Raw genomic sequence first — 22,941 nt, forward strand, 5'->3', positions numbered from 1 at the left:
ATCCTCGCCCTACGAGTTTAACGGGGAGGCGCGATGAAGCCCGCCGGCACGGTCCCGGCCCGGACACGGGAGACGCTCGGGCTGTACGCCGCCTTCGGATGCCTCGGCTACCTGCTCACCGCGCTCGGCGCGATCCTGCCCGAGTTGCGGGAGGAGCGCGGTCTGCCCCGCGCCGAGGCCGCCCTCTACCCGTCCGCCTTCGCTCTCGGGCTGGTGATCGTCGGTCTGACCGGGCACCGGCCGGCGGCCCGGCTCGGGCGTTGCGCGATCCCGGCGGCGCTGACCGCCCTCGTCGGCGGCGCCGCGCTCCTGGCCGCCTCCGGCGGACGCCTCGGGACGGCCGCCGGCGCCCTGGTCCTCGGCCTCGGCGGAGCGGGCCTCGTGCAACTCGTCCCGGCCGCCCTGGGCGCCGCGCAGCACGGTGATGGAACGATCCAAATCGGCGAGGCCAACGCGGTCTCCAGCGCCGCGTCCGTCCTCTCCCCGATCCTCATCGGCGCCGCCCTGGCCCACGGCCTCGGCTGGCGCCCCGCCTTCGCCGCCCCACCCCTGCTGGCGGCCGCCGCCCTCCTCCTCCTCCTCACCCGCCCACCCCGTCCCGTCCCCAGCCTTCCGCCCACACCTGCCCCCGCCATCCCTGCCCCCGCCACCCCTGCCCCCGCCACTCCGGCTGACGCCGTTCCCGTCGACGCCGTTCCTGCCGACGCCTCCCGTGCCGATGCCGGTCCGGCCGGCGCCGAGGCTGCCGAGAACTGGAGCGAGGGGGAGGAGCGTCGGGGGCAGGGTGGTCCCGGTTCGCCCGCCGGTGCCGTCGGAGTGGGGTTCCGGGGGCGGTGGGTCGATCTTGTATTGGCCGTCGGGGTGGAGTTCTGCATGGTCTTCTGGGCGGCGGACTTCCTCGGGAGCGTCAAGGGGCTCGGGTCGGGGGGCGCGGCCACCTTGTCGGCGGGGTTCGTCCTCGGGATGGCCGTCGGGCGGTCGGTCGCCGGGCCGGTCGTGCGGCGCGGGGGACGGCCCGACCGGCTGCTCGCCCTCGCGGCGGCAGTCGGAATCGGCGGGTTCGTGGTGCTGTGGGCGTCGCCCGCGCCGGTCGCGGTCGCCGGGCTCGTGGTGACCGGGCTCGGGGTGGCGCTGCTGTATCCGGTGATCCTGGGGCAGGCGCTCGCCGCGCGGCCGTCCGAGCCGGTGCGGGCCGCGGCGCGGTGCGCGCTCGCGTCCGGGGTGGCGATCGGCGTCGCCCCGCTCGCGCTCGGGACGCTCGCCGACCTCACCACCCTGCGCGCCGCCGTGCTCGTCGCGCCCGTCCTGCTGCTGGTGCTGCTGGCCCGCTGCGGGCGGCGGCTCAGAACGGGATCGGCGTCGTGACCATGCCCGCGTGGGCGAGAATCGTCGCGGCGTCGTCCACAGGCGGGTGGATCTTGTCCATGAGCCAGCGCTTGACCCACTTGCCCTCCGCGCCGTGCAGCGCGACGAGACGGTCCCAGCCGCGCGTGTAGACGGCGCCGGCCGCGCCGAGGTCGAGGTCGGTGACGTAGGGGGCCGGGGCGAAGGCGATCGGCGGGACGCCGAGGAGGTCGGCCGCGGCGTTGTGGCCGGCCGTCTTGCCCATCGGGATCGCGTGCTGGCAGCTCTGCATCGTCAGGTGCCCCTCGTCGGCGCGGGCGGCGGCGACGTCCCCGGCCGCGAAGACGGCGTCGTGGGCGCGCAGGTGCGCGTCGACCTCCAGGCGGCCCAGCCGGTCGCGCGCCCCGGGGATCTGGGACGTGAGCGGGCTCGCCTCCAGACCCGCCGTCCACACCACGGCGTCGGCCGGGATCGCGGAGCCGTCGGCCAGCATCGCGCTGCCCGGCGTGACCTCCGCGACCGTCGTGCCGAGGCGGCACTCGACGCCCAGCCCCTCCAGCGCCACCTCGATCACCGGCAACGGTCCGGGACCGAGGTCGGGGGCGAGCCCCTCGGCCTTCTCCACCAGCACGACCCGCCCGCGCCCGGCCAGCTCGGCGGCGACCTCCAGACCGGCGAAGCCCGCGCCGACCACGACGGCCGTGCCGCCGTCGCGGCCGCGCAGGTGGCCGCGCAGCCGCCGGGCGCCCGCGAGGGTGTCCACGTCGAACATCCGCTCGGCGCCCGGGATCTCCGGCCGGACGAGACGGCTCCCCGCGGCAAGGACGAGCCGGTCGTACCCGACCTTCCGCCCGTCCGCGGTCACGGTCCGCTCGTCCACGTCGATGTCCTGGACGGCCGCGCGCATGTGCTCGACGCCGACCGGCCCGAGGATCCGCTTCAGCGCGACCGTCGCCCGCTCGGGCTCCGGTTCGTACAACCGGGGCCGCAGGACGAGATCATCCCCGGGCGCGATCAGCGTGATCCGCAGGTCCCGCGTTCCGCGGACCCGTGCGGCCGCCGCCGCGCTCCACACCCCGGCGAAACCCCCGCCGACGATCACCACGTGCGCCATGTCCGTCTCCTCGTCTCGATAGGCGCCAGGGAGACAAGGCAGCGCCCGGACATGTGACCGGCGGGCTAGAGGTGGCCGAGCTTGTCCGGGTTCGCGACCCGGTGGAGGGCCGTCACGCGGCCGTCGGCGATCTCCAGCGTGTCGACCCACATGAGGCGGCCGTCGCGGTGGGTCGCCAGGGCGAGTTCGCCGCCCACCTCGACGAGGCCGATGCGGTCCGTCCGGGACTGGGCGGCGACGCCTGCCAGGAGGCGGGCGATCCGGTCCGCGCCGGTGATCGGGCGGCGGGACGCGACGGCCTTGCCGCCTCCGTCCGCGACGTAGACGGCGCCGGGGTGCAGGAGGCGGACGAGGCGGTCGATGTCGCCGCCCTCGGCGGCCGCGCGGAACGCGGTGAGGACCCGTTCCCGTTCCGCGCGGCTCACCTTCGGCCTTGCCTCGCGCGCGTCCGCCACCCGCCCCCGGGCCCGGGACGCCAGCTTGCGCGCCGCCGCCGCCGAGTTCCCGAGTACCCCCGCGACCTGGGCGAACGGGACGTCGAACACGTCGTGCAGGACGAACGCCACCCGCTCGGGCGGCGACAGCTCCTCCATCACGAGCAGCATCGCGGTGCTGACCGAGTCGTCCACGATCACCCGGTCCGCGACGTCCGGGCCGGTCGGGAGGGGTTCGGGCAGCCACGGCCCGGTGTACGCCTCGCGGCGCACCCGCGCCGACTTCAGCACGTTGTAGGCGAGCCGGGCCGCGATCGTCACGAGCCACGCGCGCGGGTCGTGGACGCCCGACCGGTCGGCCTTCGAGGCGCGGAGCCAGACGTCCTGGACGACGTCCTCCGCCTCGGCCACACTGCCGAGCAGCCGGTACGCGGCGCCGAACACCGCCGGGCGGTGGGTCTCCCAGTCCAGGTCGTCCACGGCGGGGAGCCTACCCGTCGGCGAACGAGCAGTCGGCGGGGTTGTCCGGCGGCTGGAAGTCACCGGTCGGGACGTCCAGCGGCGCGTCCTTCACCGTGTAGCCCTCCAGCCATTTCCCGAAAGGACCGGAACTGTTGGCACTGAAGGGCGCCGGCCCTTCACCCATCTGGTGGCACTGCGGGAAGACGACGCCCCAGGAGAAGCCCATCCGGTCGAACTTGTGGCCGCGCGGCGACTGGTAGAACGTCAGGTTCGCGCGCTTCTGGTTCGGCGGAATGCCGTGCTCGTCGTCCTGCCGGATTCCCGACACGACCGCGACCGGCCCGGACGCCATCACGTAGTCGACCTTGATCCAGCCCCAGTGGTGCTTCGAGGGCCCGCCGGGCTCGTCCGGCGAGTAATGGTCGAACTTCACCGTCCCGCGCGCCGCGCCCATGACCATCTTGCCGTCGACGAACTTCCACGGCCCGCCGTGCGCGTCCACGACGAACCGCCGGTACGGGTACTCGGAGTCGCCCGGGAACTTCACCCACGCATCCCCGGTCACGTGGGACTCCTTCGGGAGCGGCCCCTGGTCCTGCGCCATCGCGCTGCCGGTGCCGACCGCCCCGGCCGCGCAGAGCACGGCCATTCCGGCGACCACGGCACGCCTTTTCCGCGACATGTGGATTCCCCTTTTCCGTGGGCGTCCCTCGCCCGCCTCCACACGTTCTCAGCGCCGCAGGGGCCGTCCCTCCCCCGCACGGGCGATGCCGATCGCCCGTGCGGCGGAGAATCAACTCACTCTGCCGCGGACATAGACCCACACACCGTCCTGCCGCACGAACCGGCTGACCTCGTGCATTTCCCCGGGCACGGTTCCCGTCAGGTGATGGGCGCGGAACTCCACGAGGCCCCTGTCGTCGTCCGGCCCGCCGCCCTCGGTGCGGACGATCTCCAGCCGCGTCCAGCGCGTCCCGTCCTCGAACCCGATCCGCTCCGGCCGGGTCGCCGGATGCCAGGTCGCGAGCAGGTACGCCTCGTCCTCCATCGCGAACGCGCTGAACCGCGACCGCATCAGCCTGACGGCCGTCTCGGCCGCTTCCTCACCCCGGTGCAACGGCCCGCAGCACTCCCGGTAACGGGAGCCGACCCCGCACGGACATCTTTTCGCCACCCTCCGATTCTGCCTTGCGGGGCGGTACCCGTGCGGAGACGATGAGCGCCATGTCCGCACAGCAACCGCCCGAGATCGACGCCTCCCGCCCGCATCCGGCCCGCATGTGGAACTACTGGATCGGCGGCAAGGACTACTACGAGATCGACCGGCAGGTCGGCGAGCAGGTCGCCGCGGCGTTCCCGAGCGTCGGCGACGTCGCCCGCCACTCCCGCGCGACGCTGGGCCGCATGGTCCGCCACCTCGCCGGGCAGGAGGGCGTCCGGCAGTTCCTCGACATCGGGACGGGCCTTCCCACGCACGACAACACCCACGAGGTCGCCCAGCGCGTCGCGCCCGAGTCGCGCGTCGTGTACGTGGACAACGACCCGCTTGTCCTCGTCCACGCGCGGGCGCTGCTGACCGGACGCGCCGAAGGCAGGACGGACTACGTCGAGTGCGACGTCCGCGACCCCGGCCGGATCCTGGCCGAGGCCGCCCGCACCCTCGACCTCGACCGGCCGGTCGGCCTCATCATGTTCGGGATCATGGGCAACGTCGTCGACGACGGCGAGGCGTACGCCATCGTCCGGCGGCTGCTGGACGCGCTCGCCCCGGGGAGCTTCATGGCGTTCAACGACGGCACCGGCGTCGTCGACCAGAAGGGTCGCGAGGAGGCCATCCGGATCGCCGTCGAGCAGGGCTCGACGCCCTATGTCGTCCGCGCGCCCGAGCAGATCGCCGACTTCTTCGCCGGCCTCGAACTGCTGGAGCCGGGCGTCGTCTCCACGTCCCACTGGCGCCCCGAGGCCACGCCGTTCGGCATGCCGGAGACCGTGGACGCCGCCTGCGGCCTGGCCCGCAAGCCCTGACCCGGCAGTCGTCGCGGACGTGTCGCAGGACGGGCCGGATCGGCTGATCCCACCCCGTTCGCCATCCGCTCCGTCCCGGGTCCGCCCAACAAGATCGTTTTGTCGGGCTCGATCGACTTCTCCGGCGGGCACGTTATCGATCATGTCTCGGTCGCCGCCGAGGCGGGTCATGGGCGAGCCCAACGGCGCGTCCACCTGGTTCCCGGCCAACGACCACCCGCGCGACAAGGCGCTGGTCACACTGGAGACGACCGTTCCCCACGGCCTCAAGGCGATCGGCAACGGACGCCTCGTCCGGCAGTGGAGCGCCCACGGCAAGGACACCTTCCTGTGGCGGGAGGACCGGCCGATGGCGACGTACCTGGTGACCAAATCGATCGGACGGTTCAGCGTCTCCGCGACGACCACCCCCAAGGGCGTCCCGCAGCTCGACGCGGTCGACCCGGACGTCTACTTCCGCGGCGCGATGACCCTGCAGGCCCTCCGCCACAAGATCGGTGACGGGCCGTTCCTGCGCCTCGTCCGCACCTGGGTTTCGGACAAGCGGTACGCCAACGGCAGTACCGGGGAGTTCGAGGCCCTGGCGGAAAGGATTCACGGCCAGAACCTGGACGCCTTCTTCACGGCATGGCTCCACAGCCCCAGCAAGCCCACCACCTGGTGACCCCGGCCCGGGCCGGCCGACCCGCCTGCCGGCCCCGGGCCTCGAACGGCGCCGAAGCGTGACCGCCGATAGTCAGAGCCCGGCCATGCAGGCGACGATTTCGTTTCAGTCCAGCAGCAGCCCCATGTAGTACTGGTCGATCCGATGCCCCTGGACCTCCAGGGCGGCCCGCCGGAGCCCCTCCACCTGGAAACCGCATTTCAGGTAAAGCGCCAAAGCGCGGCGATTGTGCTCCATAACGGTAAGTTCCAGGCGCCGCATCCCGCGCGCCCGTGCCTCCCGCACCCCCGCCCGCATCAGCGCCTCGCCCAGCCCCCGCCCCCCGTACCCGGCGCGCACACCGGCCACCACATGGCCGGTGCGACGGGCGCGGGCATAGGGAAGCACCGACACCTCGACGTAGCCGACCGCCGCGGGTCCGTCCAGCGCCACGACCAGGTAGGACAGATCACGCCCCTCGGCGCAGGCGGCTAGGCGCACTTTCAACGGCTCAAGGTCCGACTCCCGCTCCCCGGGTTCCAGAAGCATGAACTCCGTCTCGCCGTCCAGAACGTACTGCAATTCCACCAGAGCAGACGCGTCACCCGGACGTGCCAGCCTTATCAGCGGTTCAGTAGCCGTCACACCCCCAGTGTGCCAGATGCAAATAGTCGCCATTTCAAACTAAACACCACGACCACTCCCCAAACCCGCAAGAAACGAACCCTGGACCGGTAATGACATCACCCCCGGCGGCCGTCGCCGCACCGGAGACCGTGAGCGAGCGGCGCCGGCCGGGTGGTGGTCCGCTGCTGTTCCGAGAGGGGATCCGCGAGGCCGGCGAAATGGAGCCGACCACGGACGCGTCCGCCGAACCGGACGGCGCTCGCCGTCCCGGAACATCTCCGGGCCTATCCTGGCGGGGCCGGGGGACGGGGAACGGGGGACCGGATGATCCGGGTGCTGTTGGCGGAGGACATGCGCATCCTGCGGGAGGCGCTCGCCGGGCTGCTGGCGCTGGAGGACGACATCGAGGTCGTCGCCGCGCTGGCCGGCGGGGCGGAGATCGTGCCGACGGCGCTGCGCGTCCGGCCGGACGTGGCAGTGATCGACATCGAGCTGCCGGGACTGGACGGGCTCAGCGCGGCGGCGGAGCTGCACGAGCGGATGCCCGGGTGCCGCACGCTGATCCTGACCGGCGTCGGGCGTCCGGGGAACCTGCGGCGGGCGCGCGACGCGCACGTCTCCGGTTTCATGGTCAAGGACTCTCCGGCCGCCGATCTGGCCGGGGCGATCCGCACGGTCGCCGCGGGCGGGCTCGTGGTCGATCCCCAGCTGGCCTTCGCGGCGCTGGAGGCGTCCGGCAGTCCGCTGACCGACCGGGAGACCGAGGTGCTGCGGCTCACCGCCGCCGGAGGCGAGCCACCGGAGATCGCGGCGCAGATCGGCCTGTCCTACGGGACGGTGCGCAACTACCTGGCGTCGGCCGTCGCCAAGCTGAGCGCGCGCAACCGGGTGGACGCCATCCGGATCGCCACCGAGGCCGGCTGGATCTGAACCGTCAGGACGCCAGGGCCAGGGCGGCGGGGAGCTCGGAGATCAGGGTGAAGCTGTCGTCCTCGCGCCGGACGGTCAGGCGGCCGCCGGCCTCGGCGGTCCGGGCCTCCAGGTTGGCCAGGCCGGTGCCGCGCCGGCCGGAGGAGCCGGGGAGCACGCCGTCGTTGGTCACCCGTAGCCGGACGGTGGCGGCGGTGACGCACACCTCGATCTCGCAGGTGGACGCCCGGGAGTGGCGGACGACGTTGGTGACCGCCTCGCGCAGCAGGATCGCCAGGAGCGGCCCCGGCGCGGTGGCCGGCATGTCGTCGAGGGACAGCCGGGTCTCGGCCCCCGCGGCGGCCAGCATCGAGCGCGCCGCCTCCACCTCGTCGCGAAGGGACAGCCCCGTGGCGTCCCGCGTGATCGAACGGACGGTGGACAGGGCCCGCTCCGCCTCCTCCGCCAGCTCGGCGAGTTGGCGGAGGGCCGCTCGCGGGTCGGCGGCGGCCAGCCGGCCGGCGAGCTCGCCCTTGAGGGCGATCGCCGACAGCTGGAAGCCGAGCAGGTCGTGCACGTCGCGGGCGATCCGCAGGCGTTCCCGGACCACCGCCGTCCGGGCGAGCTCGCGGCGGGCGTCGTCGAGCCGCCGGGCGACGAGCGGGAGGCGGCACAGGGCGTGGACGGCCACCATGCAGAACGCGCTGGAGGCGAGGGCGAAGTACAGCGAGGGCGGGTGGCCGATCCCGTACAGCAGGGGCAGGGGCGCGCAGACCAGCGGCGCGGCGATCGCCCACGACAGGGGCGGCCGCAGATGGAACAGGACCACCCCGGCGATCATGCCCGTGTACTGGGGCGGGAACGACTCGCCGAGGACCGCCAGCGCCGCGCCGACGAGGAGGACCTGAAGGAGCAGCGTCCATCGCCAGGCGCCGGGCTGGGCGCCTCCGGGGCGCGGGACGACATGGTGGAGTTGCAGGAGGGCCACCGACGGCAGCAGCACGGCGGCCGCCGCGAACTGGGCCGGGGTCGCCCGAGCGATGTTCCCGAGCATGTTGAGCAGCGTCGTCGCGATGAAGTCGATCTCGTACGCCAGCAGGACGCCCCAGGCCAGCCAGGGCGCGGCGGCGACGGGCCCCACGGGCAGCCGCGGCGGCGTGCGGTGCCGGTCGTCCGGAAGCCGCACCTCCGCGTACACCTCGTCCCCGGACGTACCGGTCTCCAGCTTCCCGCCGAGCTCGGCGACCGCGTCCGCCAGGCCGCCGAACGCCGTCTGGGGGAGGCCCGCGAAGGCCACCCGCAACCGGCCCGGATCGCCCAGCCCGATCCGGCAGCTCCGGGGCGTGCCCTCCCGGAGTGCGGTGATCACCGTGCGGCGCAGGATCGCGGCCAGGGCGGCGTCCCCCCGCCGGGCCGGGTCACCGTGCGGCCCGGCCGGCGGGGCGTCGGCGGTGACCGGGACGCCGGCGGCCGCCAGGACCGACCGCGCGCCGGCGACCTCGGCCGCCAGCGACCGGTCCGCGTGGTCGTCGGCGACCGACCGGACCCCGGTCAGGGCCCGGCGGGCGAGCCGCGCGATCCGTTCGGCCGCCGCTGCCGCGTCGGGTTCGGCGGCCCGGCGGGCCGTGCGGAGGACGACGGTGAGCCGCTCGCCGAGCGCGGTGCGCAGGCCGCGCGCGATCCTGAGCCGTTCCCTGGCCGATTCCAGCGACGCGAGCTGCGAGCGGGTGTCGTGCAGTTCCCCGACCAGGTACGCCAGCCTGCCCACCGCGAACAGGAGCACGCCGGTCACGGCGGTCGCCACTGTGGCCCAGAGGGCGAAGTAGAGGGGGTGGGGGACGCCGGGCGACGGCAGCCACACCGTCCTGACGAGGAACTCCGCCGCCGGTACGAGCGCCGCCGCCGCCCAGCGCGCCCGGCCGGTGAAGACGAGCATCAGCGTGGCCATCAGGAGCGCCGAAACCGCGGGAAAGGCCCCACCGACGACCGCGTAGGGCCCGTAGGCGAGGACCGCCTGGCCCCCGACGAGCGGAACCGCCCAGGGTCGCGGCGGACGGCGGAGCACGGCCGCGATCGTCGACGGGTACAGCACGACGATGGCGCAGACGCCCAGCGCGACCGCCGCGGCGCCGGGACGGGGATAGCCGCCCTGCCCTCCGGACAGCAATGCGGCGATCTTGTAGGGGGCGATCAGCCCCACGCACAGCGCGAACTGCGCCCTGGCCAGCCGCGGCGCACGATCGCCGTTCGGGGTCGCTGCCATACCCCCCGCCAACCGTCCAAATCGTCCCAAATATACAGATCCGGCGACGGCGGTATGCAGACTGCACGCCCCGGTCGAGCGGACGGCACGGAGCGCACCTGCGGACCGCGCCCGAACCGGTGCGCGGGACACTACCGCGCAGGTCGCCCGGTTGCGAGACTCAGCAGGTCAGCAGATCTTCGCAAGGGAGACCCATGAGCACCGTCGAACCGTTCCGCCTCGCCGTTCCGCAGGCCGACCTGGACGACCTGCAGGACCGGCTCGCCCGCACCCGGTGGGCCGACGAGCTGCCGGAGACGGAGGTGACCGACGGTGTCCGGCGGGGCCCGATCGCGCCCGGATGGGAGTACGGCGTCCCGTCGGCGTACGTGCGGCCGCTGGCCGAATACTGGCGCACCGGCTTCGACTGGCGCGCCCAGGAGGCCCGGATCAACGGGTACCCGCAGTTCACGACGGAGATCGACGGGCAGAACGTGCACTTCTTCCACGTGCGCTCGCCCGAGCCCGGCGCCGTCCCGCTGCTGCTCACCCACGGGTGGCCGAACACCTCCTTCGAGTACCTGGGCCTCATCGACCGGCTCAGCGACCCCCGCGCGCACGGCGGTGACGCCGCCGACGCGTTCCACCTGGTGATCCCGACGATCCCGGGCTTCGGGCTCTCCGGGCCGACCACCCGCAAGGGCTGGAACGAGTACCGCGTGGCGCGGGCGTGGGCCGAGCTAATGAGGCGCCTGGACTACGACCGGTACGCCGTGCACGGCAACGACGGCGGCGCGATCGTCTCGCCGGTCCTCGGGCGGCTGGACCCCGACCGCGTGATCGGCGTGCACGTGAACCAGATCTTCTCCTTCCCGTCGGGCGACCCGGCCGAGTTCGCGGACCTGGCCCCCGCCGAGCTGGAGTACCTGGAGTTCCTGCAGGCGTTCGTCGGACACTCGGTGCACGACAAGGTCCAGCGGGCCCAGCCGCAGACGATCGCGCACGCCCTGGCCGACTCGCCGGTCGGGCAGCTCGCCTGGAGCGGCCAGCTCTTCGGGGACGCGCTCACCCCCGACGAGGTGCTGACCAACGTCTCGCTCTACTGGTTCACCAACACCGCCGCGTCGGCGGCCCGCTTCTACTACGAGTGCGCCCTCACCGAGCCGGAGGCCGAGCCGACCACGGTCCCGATCGGCCTGGCGTCCTTCGTCAACGACTTCCGCCCCATCCGCAGGCTCGCCGAGCGCGACCACTCCAACATCGTGCACTGGAACGAGTTCGACCGGGGCGGCCACTGGGCCGCCCACGATGCTCCCGACCTGCTCATCGAGGACATCCGCGAGTTCTTCCACAAGCTCCGTTGACGGGGGCGCCCCGAGAGGACGCGCAGGCGTCGGGGTTCCCGGCGGCGGGCCGCGCGGCCCGCCGAAGGGGGCGTCCGCGCCCAGTCGGTCAGCCCCGCCGTGTTCGAGCGGGAGCCGGGTGGCGACGCAGCCGTGGGGCACGGGTTGTGCAGGGCGGTGGTCCTCACCGCGGCGAACGCGGTCCTCGATACGGTGCCCGCCCCGTCCGGAGCGACGCTCTCGGCCGATCGTCGTTCGCCCGATGACACCGACGGGCGGGCCCGCCTTCGGCGGACCTGCCCGTCGGTGGTCTGTCGTCGAACCGCATGGGGTCCGTGGGGCGGGACCGGTGTGATCAGGTGTTCGGGTTGTTGCCGGTGGGGATCTGGATGCTGATCGGGAGGTTGCCCCCGGACAGGAAGAGCAGCGTCCCCAGGCGGATGATCTCGTCGAAGGCCCAGTAGATCTGGAGCAGGCCGGGGGGAGCGTCCGTGATCTTGAGCAGGCCCTCCTTGATGGCGACGAAGGTCGGCCAGAAGGCCTGGAAGGCCGGGTCCCACACCGGTTCGCGCGGGATCCGCAGCCAGCCGCAGATCTGGTCGCCGAGCATGTAGCGGGTGAGCGCGCCGAGGATGTGCGTGGTGAGGATGCCGCCGTCGATCGTGACGCCGAGGTGGAGCAGGATGTCGGCCAGCTTGACGCCCTCGGGCGTGGAGGCGAGGACCGGGTCGAGGACCTGCGCGGCCTGGGCGTTCGCCTCGTCCCACGAGTTGGGGATGTACTCGTCCAGGATGCCCAGCATGTGCGCGGTCAGCTGCCAGGAGTGCAGGAACGCCGTGGACTCGTCGGCGGGGATCGGCACCTTCCACCTGGTGAGCTGCTTCATGACCGTGGTGGGCAGGCTGTGCCAGGTGACCATCATGTCCGCCTGGCTGATCGGGATCTGCTCGTCGGCCACCTGGTCCCAGTTCGGGGACTGGGGCAGCAGGTGGCGCACGCCGGCATGGGCCAGCCGCGTCTTGACGCAGGTGACGATCATCTCGCCGTCGGGCTGGAACGCGTTCCTGGTGCCGATGTCGTAGCCGAGCTTGGCGGTCTTGGTGATGCGGTCCCTCATGTCCGCACCGCCCTTGGAGTAGTAGACCGCGCGCGCCTCGTGGGGGATGACCGTGCTCATCATCCCGCTGGCGAAGCCGTAGCTGACGCCGAGGTAGGTGCCCCGCTTCTGGTTGAACTTGTACGCCGTGGCGAGTTTCGCCTGGTCGGCCCATGAGGGCAGTTGGCGGGCCTTCTCGATGAACTGCTTCAGGTCCGCAGGGAGCCCGGCCGGCAGCGCCTGGCCGTTCTTGGTCCAGCTCTTGAGCAGCCTGTTGACCTTGGGGACGTCGCCCCGGTCGATCAGCGAGGCGACCAGCGGATCGGCCTCCTCGTCCCAGACCCACCGCGGGTCGACGCCCTTCCCGGCGCCCACGACCGATCCCTTGGGCGACCACGTCCACAGCGGCCTGGCCTGCGCGGGCGTCGCGACGCTCAGTGCACCGAGCGCCCCGAGCACCCCGCCCGTCATCAGCACGTTGCGCCTGCTGGGCTGTTCCATGCCTTTCCCTCCTCGGGCCGACAGCGACTCCTGGTACGATGAAACACGTCGTGCTTCCGTGTATCAGGGTCTGGCATCATGAGAGCACACTGTGGCGTCGGTCACAAGGCCCTTCGTGACGTACATGGACGATTCGGGCAGAATCGGTGTCTCGGGAGGGGATCGTGGAACCTGTGCTGTCGTTCCTCATGACGTCGTCGGACTCGGGGTCGCTGCTGGACAGCGTGTACGTCGAGGCCGTCGAACAGGTCGACGACGTGGACGAGGCCCGTTCGCGCATCCTCGACGCTGCCTACGCGCAGTTCTGCCGGATGGGCATCCAGCGCTCCACGATGGACGACGTGGCCCGCCGGGCCGGCGTCTCGCGGATCACCGTCTACCGGCGGTTCGCCACGAAGGACGTCCTGGTGGAGCAGGTGGTGCGGCGGGAGTTCCGCCGCTACTTCGACCGGTTCCTCATCGACGTCCAGCAGGCCGAGACGGCCGCCGACCGGGTCGTCCACGGTTTCGTGAGCTCGCTGCGCGCCATCCGCCGCAACCCCCTGATCGGCGGCCTGATCGCCACGGAACCGGACCTGCTCCTGCCCTCCCTGACGGGCGACGGGGGCCGGACCCTGGCCACCGTGCGGCGCTTCGTCGCCGACCAGCTCCGCCGCGAGCAGCGCGCGGGCAACGTGTCGAGCGACCTGGACACCGACTTCGTGGCCGAGATGATGGTCCGCATCTCGGGCTCGCTCCTGGCGGTCCCCAGCCACATCATCGACGTGGACGACGACACCCAACTGGCCGCCCTGGCCCACCGCTTCCTGGTCCCCATGCTGGAACCCCGAACCCCCCGCCTGGACCACCCCTGACCCGCTCCCTGGGCGGAAGAGGCAACCGCACTAGGGCATGGGGCGAACCGAGTCGCCTCCAATAGCGGAGCACACCTTGCCCCCGCAGCCTTTTCGGGTCTAGACGCCGAGGCTCCCGCATTGAGCGGGCCGCCTGCGCAACGGCCCTTCGATGGCGCCGGGCAGGGCATTGACGACCTTTAGGTCGCCGCTCGAGTACAGCGCCCCGCTGTCACTCATCGAGGTCGACTTCACCGTGGTGGAGTCGATCGTGGTGGAGTTCACCGTGGTGCGGATCCCCATGCTGGACCTCTTCACGATGCGCGTCATCGTGGAGGAGTTCATCGTGGTGCGCGTCACCGTGGTGAGGTACGTCGTGGTGCTCGTCACCGTGGTGCGGGTCACCGTGCTGCGGATCACCGTCGTGGAGTACACGCTGGTGGGCTGCATCGTCGTGAAGTCCACGCTGGTGGGCTACATCGTGCTGGACTACATCCCGATGGAGTACATCGTGCTGGTCTCCGCGAGGGAGTGGTGGGTGTGACGACCGCGCCTTAGGCCCCGGCCTGCGCGGCTCCACCTGAGGGATGCTCGAGAAGAAGGCGCCGCCATGGCGCCGGCTTCTTCGGCCCCGGTGTGAAACCGGAGGTCGACCGCGACAAATCATCGGCTCGGCCATGCGCCTTGCAGGCTAAGTCGATTTCCACTTGGAGCGCGCCGTCCTGCATTGGTGCGCTTTCACAAGGCGGCCCTTCTCCTTCTGGAGGAGGGCCGCTTTCGTCGGGAGGTGACCGTGCGACATCGGATCGCTGACACACCGGTGGACGATTGAGCGGCACCCTGGGGACGCCTCGGGCGCGGCGCACCGCGCCGAGCCGCGTCCCTCCCCGTACCCGCAGGGACCACAAAGGCCCCTGACCGGCGCTTCACGCTGGTCAAAGGCCTTTGGGCAGGGCTGGAGGGCGCCTCCGGCAGGATTCGAACCTGCGGCACCCGCTTTAGGAGAGCGGTGCTCTATCCCCTGAGCTACGGAGGCATGTCGTCGCTCGCGGTAGAGCGTAGCGGACGGCACCTACAGGGTAGGGGAAGGGAAGCGGTGGGCGCTCCCTGTTATGCGCGCCGGGCTCTAGGCCGAGCGGGCGCGGTGTGGGTACGCTTCCGTCCCGTGACGGGACGGCATCGTGGGCAGCCGAAGGACCGGGACGCCGAGGACGCGGTGGGCGAGGACTCGCCGCGCGGCAGGCGGATCATGGTCGTCGCCGCGGCGTTCGCGGTGCCCGTGCTGGTGGCGTCGGTGATCGCGTTCGGGCTGCGGGACGAGCCCGTGCGGGAGAGGCCGGAGTCGGCGGGCGGGTCCGCGCGGAGCGTGGCGCCGGCGGCGCCGGAGGGCGAGCCGACGTTCGGGACGTACGTGCCGCCGGAGGCGGAGCCGCAAGTGGCGACCAAGCCGCCGAAGCGGGCGCCGAGACCGGTGGTGACGCCGCGGAAGAGGACGCCCACGCCGGCGCCTTCGCCGTCCGTGCGGGAGCGGCGACCATGCCCCGCGGGCTGGGAGGACGTCTGGTGGATGCGCCGGTGGTGCGAACATCACCGAAGTCGCTGAACCGGTTACGGACAGGTCGTCGTAGAACCTGTAGTAGCGTCTTGGCGCTGTTCCGCTTTTGGGCATCAGGAGGAAAACCACCGTGCCGAACCCCCGGTCGGCGGCGCTGACCGCGGTCTTCCTGGTGATGACGACGCTCTCACCGCACGGCGCCGCGAACGCGGCCGCGGGGGCCGACTCTCTCGAGTCGCTGCGCCGCGAGGCATCGAAGGCGCGCACCGAGTTGGAGAAGGCCACGAGAAAGATGGAGACCCGGAAGAAGGACCTGGCCGGGTCGCAGGTGAAGCTGCGCGCCACGCTGAAGGACCTCGCCGGGGCCGAGGCGGAGCTGAACCGGATACGCGAGCCGCTGGCCAGGCTCGCGAACACCTCCTACCAGCAGAGCGGCGCGACCGGCTCCATGGCGATCTTCGGCGGCGGCGACCCGAGCACGGCGCTGCGGTCGACGGCGGACGTGACGCTCATGGCGACGTCGCAGCAGGCGCTGGTGGACCGTGCCGACGAGTTGCAGGACCGGCGGCAGCGGCTCGCCTCCACGGCCCAGGAGCTGCAGTCGCGCAACGCGGTCGAGCAGACCCGCCTCCAGCAGGAGGTGGACGGGTTGAAGAACCGGTCGGCGCAGCTGACCAAGCAGCTCAACGCGATGCTCGACAAGCTGGCGGTGACGCGGCAGAAGCGGCTCGAACTCGGGTGCGACAGGTCTCTGGCGAAGGATGCGAAGAAGTTCCCCAACGGGCTCATCCCGTCGAAGTACCTGTGCCCTCTGCCGCAGAAGAACGGGCACATGCTGCGGGCGGACGCGGCGCTCGCCTTCTACAAGCTGAACGAGGCGTACAAGCGCGGTTTCGGCCGCGACATGTGCGTGACGGACGCCTATCGGAGCCTGTCCGAGCAGCATCGTGTCTACGCGCAGCGGCCCGGCTTCGCGGCCGTCCCCGGGACGAGCAACCACGGCAAGGGGCAGGCACTCGACCTGTGCGGCGGTGTGCAGAGCTCGGGTTCCGTCCAGTTCAACTGGATGGAGGCCCACGCCGGGAAGTACGGATGGATCCACCCGGCCTGGGCCTACAGCAACCCGTTCGAGCCCTGGCACTGGGAGTTCGGGACGGAGAACGGGTGAGCCGGGCCTCCCGGCGTCAGCGGGAGTACGGCACCTCGTCGGCGGGGACGACCTCCGCGGTGCAGTAGCGGCAGCGGCGGGCCTTCACCGGGATGTCGCTGAGGCACTGCGGGCACTCGCGCTCGGCGGCCTCCTTGCCGCGGTCCATCCGCTCGATCAGCTTGGTCGTCGGGAGCACGACCAGGAAGTAGACGATCACGGCCGTGACGCAGAACGCGATCGCCGAGGTCACGAAGATCCCGTACGGGAACGTGGTGCCGTCGATGGTGACGGCCAGGCGCGTGTAGTCGGGCTTGCCGCCGATGAGCGCGATCAACGGGGTGATGAAGGAGCTCGCGAAGTCCTTCACGAGCCCGGCGAACGCCGCTCCGACGACGAACGCCACCGCGAGTTCGACCAGGTTCCCGCGGAAGAGGAACTTCTTGAATCCGCTCATGCCGGCTCCAGGGCTGTCGGGGGTCGCGCCCCTGGCTGTCGGGGCGCCTGAAACGGCTACGGATCGTAATGAAGTCATCCATGATTCGCCAAGTCGCCCACCTCACACCGCCCCGGTCAGGGTGCGGTGATCGTCAGCGCCAGGGGGGTGCCGGCGCCGGCCAGGGCCACGGCCTGGGGGCGGTCGGTCGCGAGGACGACCAGGGCGCCGCCTTGGCCGGCGTTCTCGTCCGGAGGCGGGATCGCTATGACCGGTATTTCGGAAACCACCACGCGGGCGGCGTTCCAGCGGGGGCGCGGGCCGTTCGCGGGGGCGGCCTCGGACGGGACGGTCAGGACGTCCACGCGGTCGCCGGGGTGGACGAGGCGGGCGGTGCCCGCGTCGGCCAGGCGGACCGGCGTGGCGACCGTGCCGGGGCCGTAGCCGCGCAGGAGCCCGGCGCCGACGACGCGGGCGTCGGTGAGGGGTTCGCCGCGGCGCATGGGGCCGGCGAGCACGCGGCCGGCGCCGCCCGTGCGGAGCGCGCCCGCCGGGACGGCGGCCGGCGGCAGGTCGAGGCGGCGCAGGTCGGACGGGCCGAGGGGCGTTCCCGCGGGGAGATCGCGGGCGGCGGCGAGGACGCGGACGGACGGCGGCGGGCCGGGACGCAGTGCGAGGAGCGCCAGGCCCGCGGCGGCCGCGGCGAACAGCGCCGCCAGCGGCCGCCGCAGGCGGGATAAGCGGGCGCTCACGGCAGTTCCAGGGGGAGCTTGATGCCGTCCAGGACGGTGGCGCAGGCGCAGGTGCGCTCGGCGGGCAGCGCCTTGACGGCCTCGGCGACGACGCCGCGGAGCCGGTCGATGTTCTCGCCGAACACGCGCAGGACCTCCTCCATCGTGACGCCCTCGCCCTCCTCGATGCCCGCGTCGAGGTCGGTGACCAGGCAGAGCGAGGTGTAGCAGAGCGCCAGCTCGCGGGCGAGGACGGCCTCCGGGTGGCCGGTCATCCCGATCAGCGTCCACCCCTGCGAGGCGAACCATCGGGACTCGGCCCGGGTCGAGAAGCGGGGGCCCTCGATGACGACGAGCGTGCCGCGGTCGACCGGTTCCCACCCGGAGGTCCGCGCGGACTCGACGGCGGCGCGGCGGCCCGTCGGGCAGTACGGGTCGGAGAAGGAGACGTGGACGGCGGCGCCCTGGTCGTAGAAGGTCTGGTCGCGCCCCGACGTCCGGTCGGCGAGCTGGTCGGGGACGGCCAGCGTGCCGGGCCCCAGGTCGGGGGTGAGGGAGCCGACCGCGCACGGCGCCAGCACCTGGCGGACGCCGAGGGACCGCAGCGCCCACAGGTTGGCCCGGTAGGGGATCTTGTGCGGGGGGAACCGGTGGTCGCGGCCGTGCCGGGGGACGAAGGCGACGCGGCGGCCCGCCAGCTCGCCGATCGCGATGGGGTCGCTGGGCGGGCCGAAGGGGGTGTCGACCCGCACCTCCTCGACGTCGTCGAGGAACGAGTAGAAACCGGAGCCGCCGATGACCCCGATCTCGGCGACGGGCTGGGACGCGGAAGCCTGAGTGGACATGCCGCCGACCCTAGCCACCCGGGCGCCGTGCCCGGCAGGCCGTCCGCCGATTGTGGATAACTCCGCCGCCGCACGAGAAGGGCCCGGCCGGAGCCGGGCCCTTCCCCGCGTTCCCGGACGTCAGCCGACCGGGTCCAGGACCTTGGGCGGCGGGGCGGGCGCCTCCTTGGCGAGCCGTCCCGGCGTCCAGATCCGCCGTCCGATGTCGTAGGACAGGGCGGGCAGCAGCAGCGACCGGACGATGAGGGTGTCGAGCAGGACGCCGAACGCGACCGCGAAGCCCATCTCGACCATGAACACCAGCGGCAGGGTGACCATGGACGCGAACGTGGCCGCGAGCACGAGCCCGGCCGAGGTGATCACACCGCCGGTGACGGTGAGGCCCCGCTGGATGCCGCGCCGCGTGCCGAGGGCCTGCGACTCCTCCCGGACGCGGTGCATCAGGAAGATGTTGTAGTCGACCCCCAGCGCGACCAGGAAGATGAACGCGAGCAACGGGAAGCCGGAGTCGGTGCCCTCGAACCCGAAGACGTGCTCGAAGATGAGCGCGCAGGCGCCGAGCGAGGCGAGGAACGACAGCACCACGGTGCCCATCATCAGCAGCGGCGCGACGACGGCGCGCAGCAGCGCGATGAGGATGAGGAGCACCACGGCCAGCACGATCGGGATGATGACCTTGTTGTCGCGGGTGGAGGCGCGCTTGATGTCCAGGTACGTCGCGGTCGTGCCGCCGACCTTGGCGTCCGCCGCCGGGACGGCGTGCACCGCGGTCCGCAGCCGGTCGATGGTCGCGCGCGCGGCGGGGCTGTCGGCGGCGTCCTTCAGCGTCGCCTCGTACTTGACCAGGCCGCCCGCCGCGACGGGGGCGCTGACTTCGGCGACGCCGTGCGTCCCGCGCACGGCCTGGGCGATCTGGCCGGACGCCGTGGCCTTGCCGATGACGAGGGCCGGGGAGCCCGAGCCCGCGGCGTAGTGCCGTGCGATGATCTCCGAGCCCTGCACCGAGTCGGGCTTGCCGGTGAACTGGCCGGCGTCCGACAGGCCGTCCGCCTTGAGCGAGCCCAGCCCGAGCGTGAGGACGATGAGGCCGAGCATGGTCACGGCCCAGAGCGCGCGCGGGCGCTTGCCGACCATCCCTGCGACGCGGCTCCAGACACCGTGCTCGGCCTCGTACGCCTCGGGCTTGAGGTACTTGGCGTCGTAGCGGGGGATCAGCGGCCAGAACAGCCAGCGGCCGCAGATGACCAGGAGGGCGGGCAGCAGGGTCGTCATGGCGGCGAGCGCGGTGAGGACGCCCGCGGCGGCCACGGGGCCCATGCCGGCGGTGGAGTTCATGTCGGCGAGCAGCAGGCACAGCAGCCCGACGGCCACGGTGGCGGCGGAGGCGATGACGGCGGGCGCGGCGCGGTGCAGCGCGTAGGCCATGGCCTCGTGCCGGTCCTCGTGCCGGTGCAGTTCTTCCCTATAGCGGGCGACGAGCAGCAAGGCGTAGTCGGTGGCGACACCGAAGACGAGCACGGTCAGGATGCCGGCGCTCTGGCCGTTGACGGTGAGGTCCGCGTACTTGGCGAGGAGATACACGGTCGACTGGGCGAGCCCCAGGGCGAAGACGGCGCTCAGCACGGGGACGAACCACAGGACCGGGCTGCGGTAGATGAACAGCAGCAGGACGATGACGACGAGACCGGCGGCCATGAGCAGGAAGCCGTCCAGGCTCTGGAAGACCTCGAACTGGTCGGCGCCCCCGCCGGCGGGGCCGGTGACGTGGGAGGCGAGTCCGGGGGGTCCGCGCTCGGCGAGGTCGCGCGCCTGGTCGACGGCGGCGGTGAGGTCCTCGTCCGTCAGGGGCACGAGGGTCTGCAGGGCCTTGCCGTCCTTGGACGCGAACGGCCCCTGCGCCTTCTGCGCGCCGGGCAGCTTCTGGAACGCGGCCACGTCGGACTCGGCCTTGGCCTTGTCCGCCGCGGTGATCCCGCCGGACCGCTCGTAGACGACGACGGCGAGCATCGTCTCGTCCTTGCGGAACCGCTCCTCCAACTCCACGACCCGGGTGGACTCGGCCCCGGAGGGCAGCCAGGCCGCCGCGTCGTTCTTCTCGACGTCGCCGAGCTTGCCGGCGAGGGGGCCGAGAGCCGCCAGGAGGACGACCCACAGGGCCAGGACGGCCCATTTGGTGCGCCGTCCGGCGATCAGTCCGGCCAGGCGATGTGTCCGTGGCCTCGGGGGAGCCGGGCTAGGTGCGGTCATGGTTCCTCTCCTGGGTACACCGGGCGATATCGAGATATGTCGCGTTCGTGCTAAGAGTCTCTCGTTAGGCGAGAAGTGTCAAGTAATATCGCGAATCCGGAAAGCATGGCCCTATGGCGAGCTTCTCGATATAAGAGTCTCTCTAAAATAGAGCTAAGTCAAGCCGTGCGACGGGAGGGGCCCTGCCGGGCCGGGGGTTGCTCCCTGTCTCCTCTATCGTCGCGGGACGTCTGCGGCTGCGCCTCCGGCGTTAGGACGGACCTGCGCTACGTCTGCCGAGGCAAACGGAAGCCGCCGCCTACCCCTGGAGATGTAGGCGACGGCTTCCGGATACGGCGAAAGCCGGGGGATCCGGCCGGATCCCCCGGTGCGAGCGGAGATGCCTAGAAGGTCAGGCGACCTTCTCGGACGACGACGACTTGCCGGTCGACGAGGACGACGACGAGTCGGAGGACGAGGATGACGAGTCCGACTTGGCGGAGTCGCCCGAAGAACCGCCTGAATCGCCGGAGGAGCCGTTGGACGACCCGTTGGACGAGCCGTTCGACGAGGCCCCCGCGGTGGCGGGCGACTTGCCGGAGCCGCGGCTGTCGGTGCGGTAGAAGCCCGAGCCCTTGAAGATGATCCCCGCCGCGGAGAAGACCTTGCGGAGCCTGCCGGTGCACGCCGGGCACTCGGTCAGCGCGTCGTCGCTGAACTTCTGCACGACCTCTAGAGGCTCGCCGCAGTCGGTGCAAACGTACTGATACGTCGGCACGGTTCCTCCTCGCTGACTCAGCCCGGCACGGAGCCGGACTGGCACTCACTCTAGACGACTGCTAATGGTACCCATTCGTCGAACAGGATTCGCCCCCGGGATGTTCCCAGGCGGCGCGCCGCGGGACCACGGCACCGCCGGACCCCGGCGCCGCGGGGCTCCGGGTCACTGTCCCTTCTCGCCGAACCATCCCGCCAGCCTGCCCTTGCGGCTGACCGCGCGCAGCCTGCGCTCGGTGGCCTCGCGCACCTCGGCGGTGGTCACGACCAGCAGGGTGTCGCCCGCCTGCAGGGGTGTGGTGGGCTCGGGCACGAAGCTGGCCCCGTCCCGCACGACGAGGGTGATGGACGCGCCCGGCGGCAGCCGCAGCTCGAAGATCTCCACGCCGCTGATCAGCGAGTCGGCGGGGACCCGCACCTCCAGCAGGTCGGCGTGCAGCTCCTCCAGCGGTGCCGCCTCGACGTCCAGCTCGCGGGTCTGCTCGTCGCTGGTCAGCCCGCACAGCCGCGAGGCCAGCGGCAGCGTCGGCCCCTGGAGCAGGGTGAACATGACGACGATGTTGAAGACGATCGCGAAGAGCCGGTCGGCGTGCTCCACCTCCGCGACCATCGGGATGGTGGCCAGGACGATCGGGACGGCGCCCCGCAGCCCCGCCCAGGACGCGAACACCTTCTCGCCCCACGACAGCCGGAATCCGATCGTGGACAGCACCACCGACAGGGGGCGGGCCACCAGCAGCAGGACGAAGCCGACGATGAGCGCGGGCAGGATCTGGCCGGGGAGGTCTCCGGGGTCGGCCAGCAGGCCCAGCATCACGAACAGCCCGATCTGCGCGAGCCATCCGACGCCCTCGGCGAAGCCCCGGGTGGCGGGACGGTGCGGCAGCCGCGCGTTCCCGAGGACGAGGGCGCTGACGTAGACGGCGAGGAACCCGCTGGCGTGCATCAGGGAGGCGGCCCCGTAGGAGCCGATGGACAGCGACAGGACGGCGATGGGGTAGAGGCCGGAGGCGGGGAGCGCGACGCGGCGCAGCGCCTGCGCGCCCAGCCAGCCGATGGCGACGCCGACGATGCCGCCCGCGACCAGCTCGTAGACCATGACGCCGAGCAGTTCCGCCATGTTGGGGACGGCGGTGTGGGCGCTGAGCGTGATCACGATGATCACGACGGGGGCGTCGTTGAAGCCGGACTCGGCCTCCAGCAGGCCGGTCAGCCGGGAGGGCAGGGGCAGCCGCCGCAGCACCGAGAACACCGCGGCCGCGTCGGTGGGGGCGAGCACGGCGGCGAGCAGGAACGCGGGACGCCACTCCAGGCCGACGAACCACATGGCCGACAGCGCGACGACGACGATGCTGATCAGGGTGCCGAGGGTGGAGACGCTGAGCGCGGCCGGCACCGAGGGCCGCACGCGCCGCCAGCTGGTGGTGATGCCGCCCTCGGCGAGGATGAGCACGAGGGCCGCGAGGCCGAGCGTCTCGGCCAGTTCCGCGTTGTCGAACCGGATGTGGAGGGGGCCGGACTCGCCGATGAGAAGGCCGAGGCCCATGTACGCCAGCAGCGTGGGGAGGCCCGCCTGGTGCGACAGCCTGACCGCGATGATGGCGCTGAGTACGAGCGTGGCCCCGAGGAGTAGCCAGATGTCGAGGTGCAC

Annotated in this window: 22 protein-coding genes and 1 tRNA gene; 9 read left to right on the plus strand and 14 right to left on the minus strand. The window is 72.2% G+C overall.

Going from position 1 to position 22,941, the window contains the following annotated elements:
* Window positions 1–33: 33 nt before the first annotated feature.
* Window positions 34–1,365, plus strand: coding sequence for an MFS transporter (locus tag CHC11_RS09240; RefSeq protein ID WP_089311224.1), 1,332 nt, complete (start codon window positions 34–36; stop codon window positions 1,363–1,365).
* Here the strand turns inward: CHC11_RS09240 and CHC11_RS09245 are convergent.
* From CHC11_RS09245 to CHC11_RS09260, 4 genes are all read right to left on the minus strand, one after another.
* Window positions 1,343–2,458 (minus strand): NAD(P)/FAD-dependent oxidoreductase, encoded by a 1,116-nt coding sequence (locus tag CHC11_RS09245; RefSeq protein WP_089311225.1) that lies wholly within the window; start codon window positions 2,456–2,458, stop codon window positions 1,343–1,345. The two genes, CHC11_RS09240 and CHC11_RS09245, sit on opposite strands and share 23 nt — an antisense overlap.
* Before the next feature lie 65 nt (window positions 2,459–2,523).
* Complete coding sequence (sigJ, locus tag CHC11_RS09250; protein WP_218826000.1) at window positions 2,524–3,372, minus strand: RNA polymerase sigma factor SigJ; 849 nt, start codon at window positions 3,370–3,372, stop codon at window positions 2,524–2,526.
* A gap of 10 nt (window positions 3,373–3,382) precedes the next feature.
* Window positions 3,383–4,036, minus strand: coding sequence for a hypothetical protein (locus CHC11_RS09255; RefSeq protein WP_143226987.1), 654 nt, complete (start codon window positions 4,034–4,036; stop codon window positions 3,383–3,385).
* Between the two features lie 111 nt (window positions 4,037–4,147).
* The gene (locus CHC11_RS09260) at window positions 4,148–4,528 is read right to left on the minus strand and encodes a YchJ family protein (protein WP_089311228.1); all 381 of its coding nucleotides are present in this window, start codon (window positions 4,526–4,528) and stop codon (window positions 4,148–4,150) included.
* 50 nt (window positions 4,529–4,578) lie between these two features.
* On the opposite strand from CHC11_RS09260, the gene CHC11_RS09265 reads away from it, so the two are divergent.
* A complete protein-coding gene (locus tag CHC11_RS09265; protein WP_245918991.1) occupies window positions 4,579–5,379 on the plus strand; it encodes an SAM-dependent methyltransferase in 801 nt (266 codons plus the stop codon).
* Between the two features lie 169 nt (window positions 5,380–5,548).
* Complete coding sequence (locus tag CHC11_RS09270) at window positions 5,549–6,043, plus strand: gluzincin family metallopeptidase (protein WP_089311230.1); 495 nt, start codon at window positions 5,549–5,551, stop codon at window positions 6,041–6,043.
* Window positions 6,044–6,148: 105 nt separating this feature from the next.
* Here the strand turns inward: CHC11_RS09270 and CHC11_RS09275 are convergent, their stop codons facing one another.
* On the minus strand, window positions 6,149–6,700 hold the full coding sequence (locus tag CHC11_RS09275) for a GNAT family N-acetyltransferase (protein WP_089311231.1): 552 nt from the start codon (window positions 6,698–6,700) through the stop codon (window positions 6,149–6,151).
* Window positions 6,701–6,973: 273 nt separating this feature from the next.
* Between CHC11_RS09275 and CHC11_RS09280 the strand changes: the two genes are divergently transcribed.
* A complete protein-coding gene (locus CHC11_RS09280) occupies window positions 6,974–7,579 on the plus strand; it encodes a response regulator transcription factor (RefSeq protein WP_089311232.1) in 606 nt (201 codons plus the stop codon).
* Window positions 7,580–7,583: 4 nt separating this feature from the next.
* Here CHC11_RS09280 and CHC11_RS09285 read toward each other — a convergent pair whose 3' ends face one another.
* On the minus strand, window positions 7,584–9,821 hold the full coding sequence (locus tag CHC11_RS09285) for a sensor histidine kinase (RefSeq protein WP_089311233.1): 2,238 nt from the start codon (window positions 9,819–9,821) through the stop codon (window positions 7,584–7,586).
* Between the two features lie 194 nt (window positions 9,822–10,015).
* Here CHC11_RS09285 and CHC11_RS09290 point away from each other — a divergent pair, with 194 nt between their 5' ends.
* Window positions 10,016–11,164, plus strand: a complete 1,149-nt coding sequence (locus CHC11_RS09290) for an epoxide hydrolase family protein (protein ID WP_089311234.1) — start codon at window positions 10,016–10,018, stop codon at window positions 11,162–11,164.
* Window positions 11,165–11,498: 334 nt separating this feature from the next.
* Here the strand turns inward: CHC11_RS09290 and CHC11_RS09295 are convergent, their stop codons facing one another.
* A complete protein-coding gene (locus CHC11_RS09295) occupies window positions 11,499–12,740 on the minus strand; it encodes an oxygenase MpaB family protein (RefSeq protein ID WP_089311235.1) in 1,242 nt (413 codons plus the stop codon).
* 164 nt (window positions 12,741–12,904) lie between these two features.
* On the opposite strand from CHC11_RS09295, the gene CHC11_RS09300 reads away from it, so the two are divergent.
* On the plus strand, window positions 12,905–13,594 hold the full coding sequence (locus tag CHC11_RS09300) for a TetR/AcrR family transcriptional regulator (RefSeq protein ID WP_245918993.1): 690 nt from the start codon (window positions 12,905–12,907) through the stop codon (window positions 13,592–13,594).
* Window positions 13,595–13,763: 169 nt separating this feature from the next.
* Entirely contained in the window at window positions 13,764–14,117 is a 354-nt protein-coding gene (locus tag CHC11_RS09305) for a hypothetical protein (RefSeq protein ID WP_089311236.1), read from the plus strand.
* A 419-nt stretch (window positions 14,118–14,536) separates the two neighbouring features.
* Here CHC11_RS09305 and CHC11_RS09310 read toward each other — a convergent pair.
* A tRNA-Arg gene (locus CHC11_RS09310) sits at window positions 14,537–14,609 on the minus strand.
* Window positions 14,610–14,738: 129 nt separating this feature from the next.
* Between CHC11_RS09310 and CHC11_RS09315 the strand changes: the two genes are divergently transcribed.
* The gene (locus CHC11_RS09315; protein ID WP_143226989.1) at window positions 14,739–15,176 is read left to right on the plus strand and encodes a hypothetical protein; all 438 of its coding nucleotides are present in this window, start codon (window positions 14,739–14,741) and stop codon (window positions 15,174–15,176) included.
* An 82-nt stretch (window positions 15,177–15,258) separates the two neighbouring features.
* Entirely contained in the window at window positions 15,259–16,296 is a 1,038-nt protein-coding gene (locus tag CHC11_RS09320) for a D-alanyl-D-alanine carboxypeptidase family protein (protein ID WP_089311238.1), read from the plus strand.
* A gap of 16 nt (window positions 16,297–16,312) precedes the next feature.
* Here the strand turns inward: CHC11_RS09320 and CHC11_RS09325 are convergent, their stop codons facing one another.
* The 6 genes from CHC11_RS09325 to CHC11_RS09350 all read right to left on the minus strand — a co-directional run bounded on the left by CHC11_RS09325 (window position 16,313) and on the right by CHC11_RS09350 (window position 22,941).
* A complete protein-coding gene (locus CHC11_RS09325; RefSeq protein WP_089311239.1) occupies window positions 16,313–16,732 on the minus strand; it encodes an MscL family protein in 420 nt (139 codons plus the stop codon).
* Window positions 16,733–16,848: 116 nt separating this feature from the next.
* A complete protein-coding gene (cpaB, locus tag CHC11_RS09330; RefSeq protein ID WP_089311240.1) occupies window positions 16,849–17,463 on the minus strand; it encodes a Flp pilus assembly protein CpaB in 615 nt (204 codons plus the stop codon).
* Window positions 17,460–18,287, minus strand: a complete 828-nt coding sequence (locus CHC11_RS09335; RefSeq protein ID WP_089311241.1) for an S-methyl-5'-thioadenosine phosphorylase — start codon at window positions 18,285–18,287, stop codon at window positions 17,460–17,462. Before CHC11_RS09335 ends, cpaB begins: the two co-directional genes overlap by 4 nt.
* Before the next feature lie 120 nt (window positions 18,288–18,407).
* The gene (locus CHC11_RS09340) at window positions 18,408–20,534 is read right to left on the minus strand and encodes an MMPL family transporter (RefSeq protein ID WP_089311242.1); all 2,127 of its coding nucleotides are present in this window, start codon (window positions 20,532–20,534) and stop codon (window positions 18,408–18,410) included.
* A 391-nt stretch (window positions 20,535–20,925) separates the two neighbouring features.
* Window positions 20,926–21,291 (minus strand): FmdB family zinc ribbon protein, encoded by a 366-nt coding sequence (locus CHC11_RS09345; protein ID WP_089311243.1) that lies wholly within the window; start codon window positions 21,289–21,291, stop codon window positions 20,926–20,928.
* A 165-nt stretch (window positions 21,292–21,456) separates the two neighbouring features.
* The gene (locus CHC11_RS09350; RefSeq protein WP_089311244.1) at window positions 21,457–22,941 is read right to left on the minus strand and encodes a potassium/proton antiporter; all 1,485 of its coding nucleotides are present in this window, start codon (window positions 22,939–22,941) and stop codon (window positions 21,457–21,459) included.

Source organism: Actinomadura mexicana (assembly GCF_900188105.1).
Lineage (GTDB): Bacteria > Actinomycetota > Actinomycetes > Streptosporangiales > Streptosporangiaceae > Spirillospora > Spirillospora mexicana.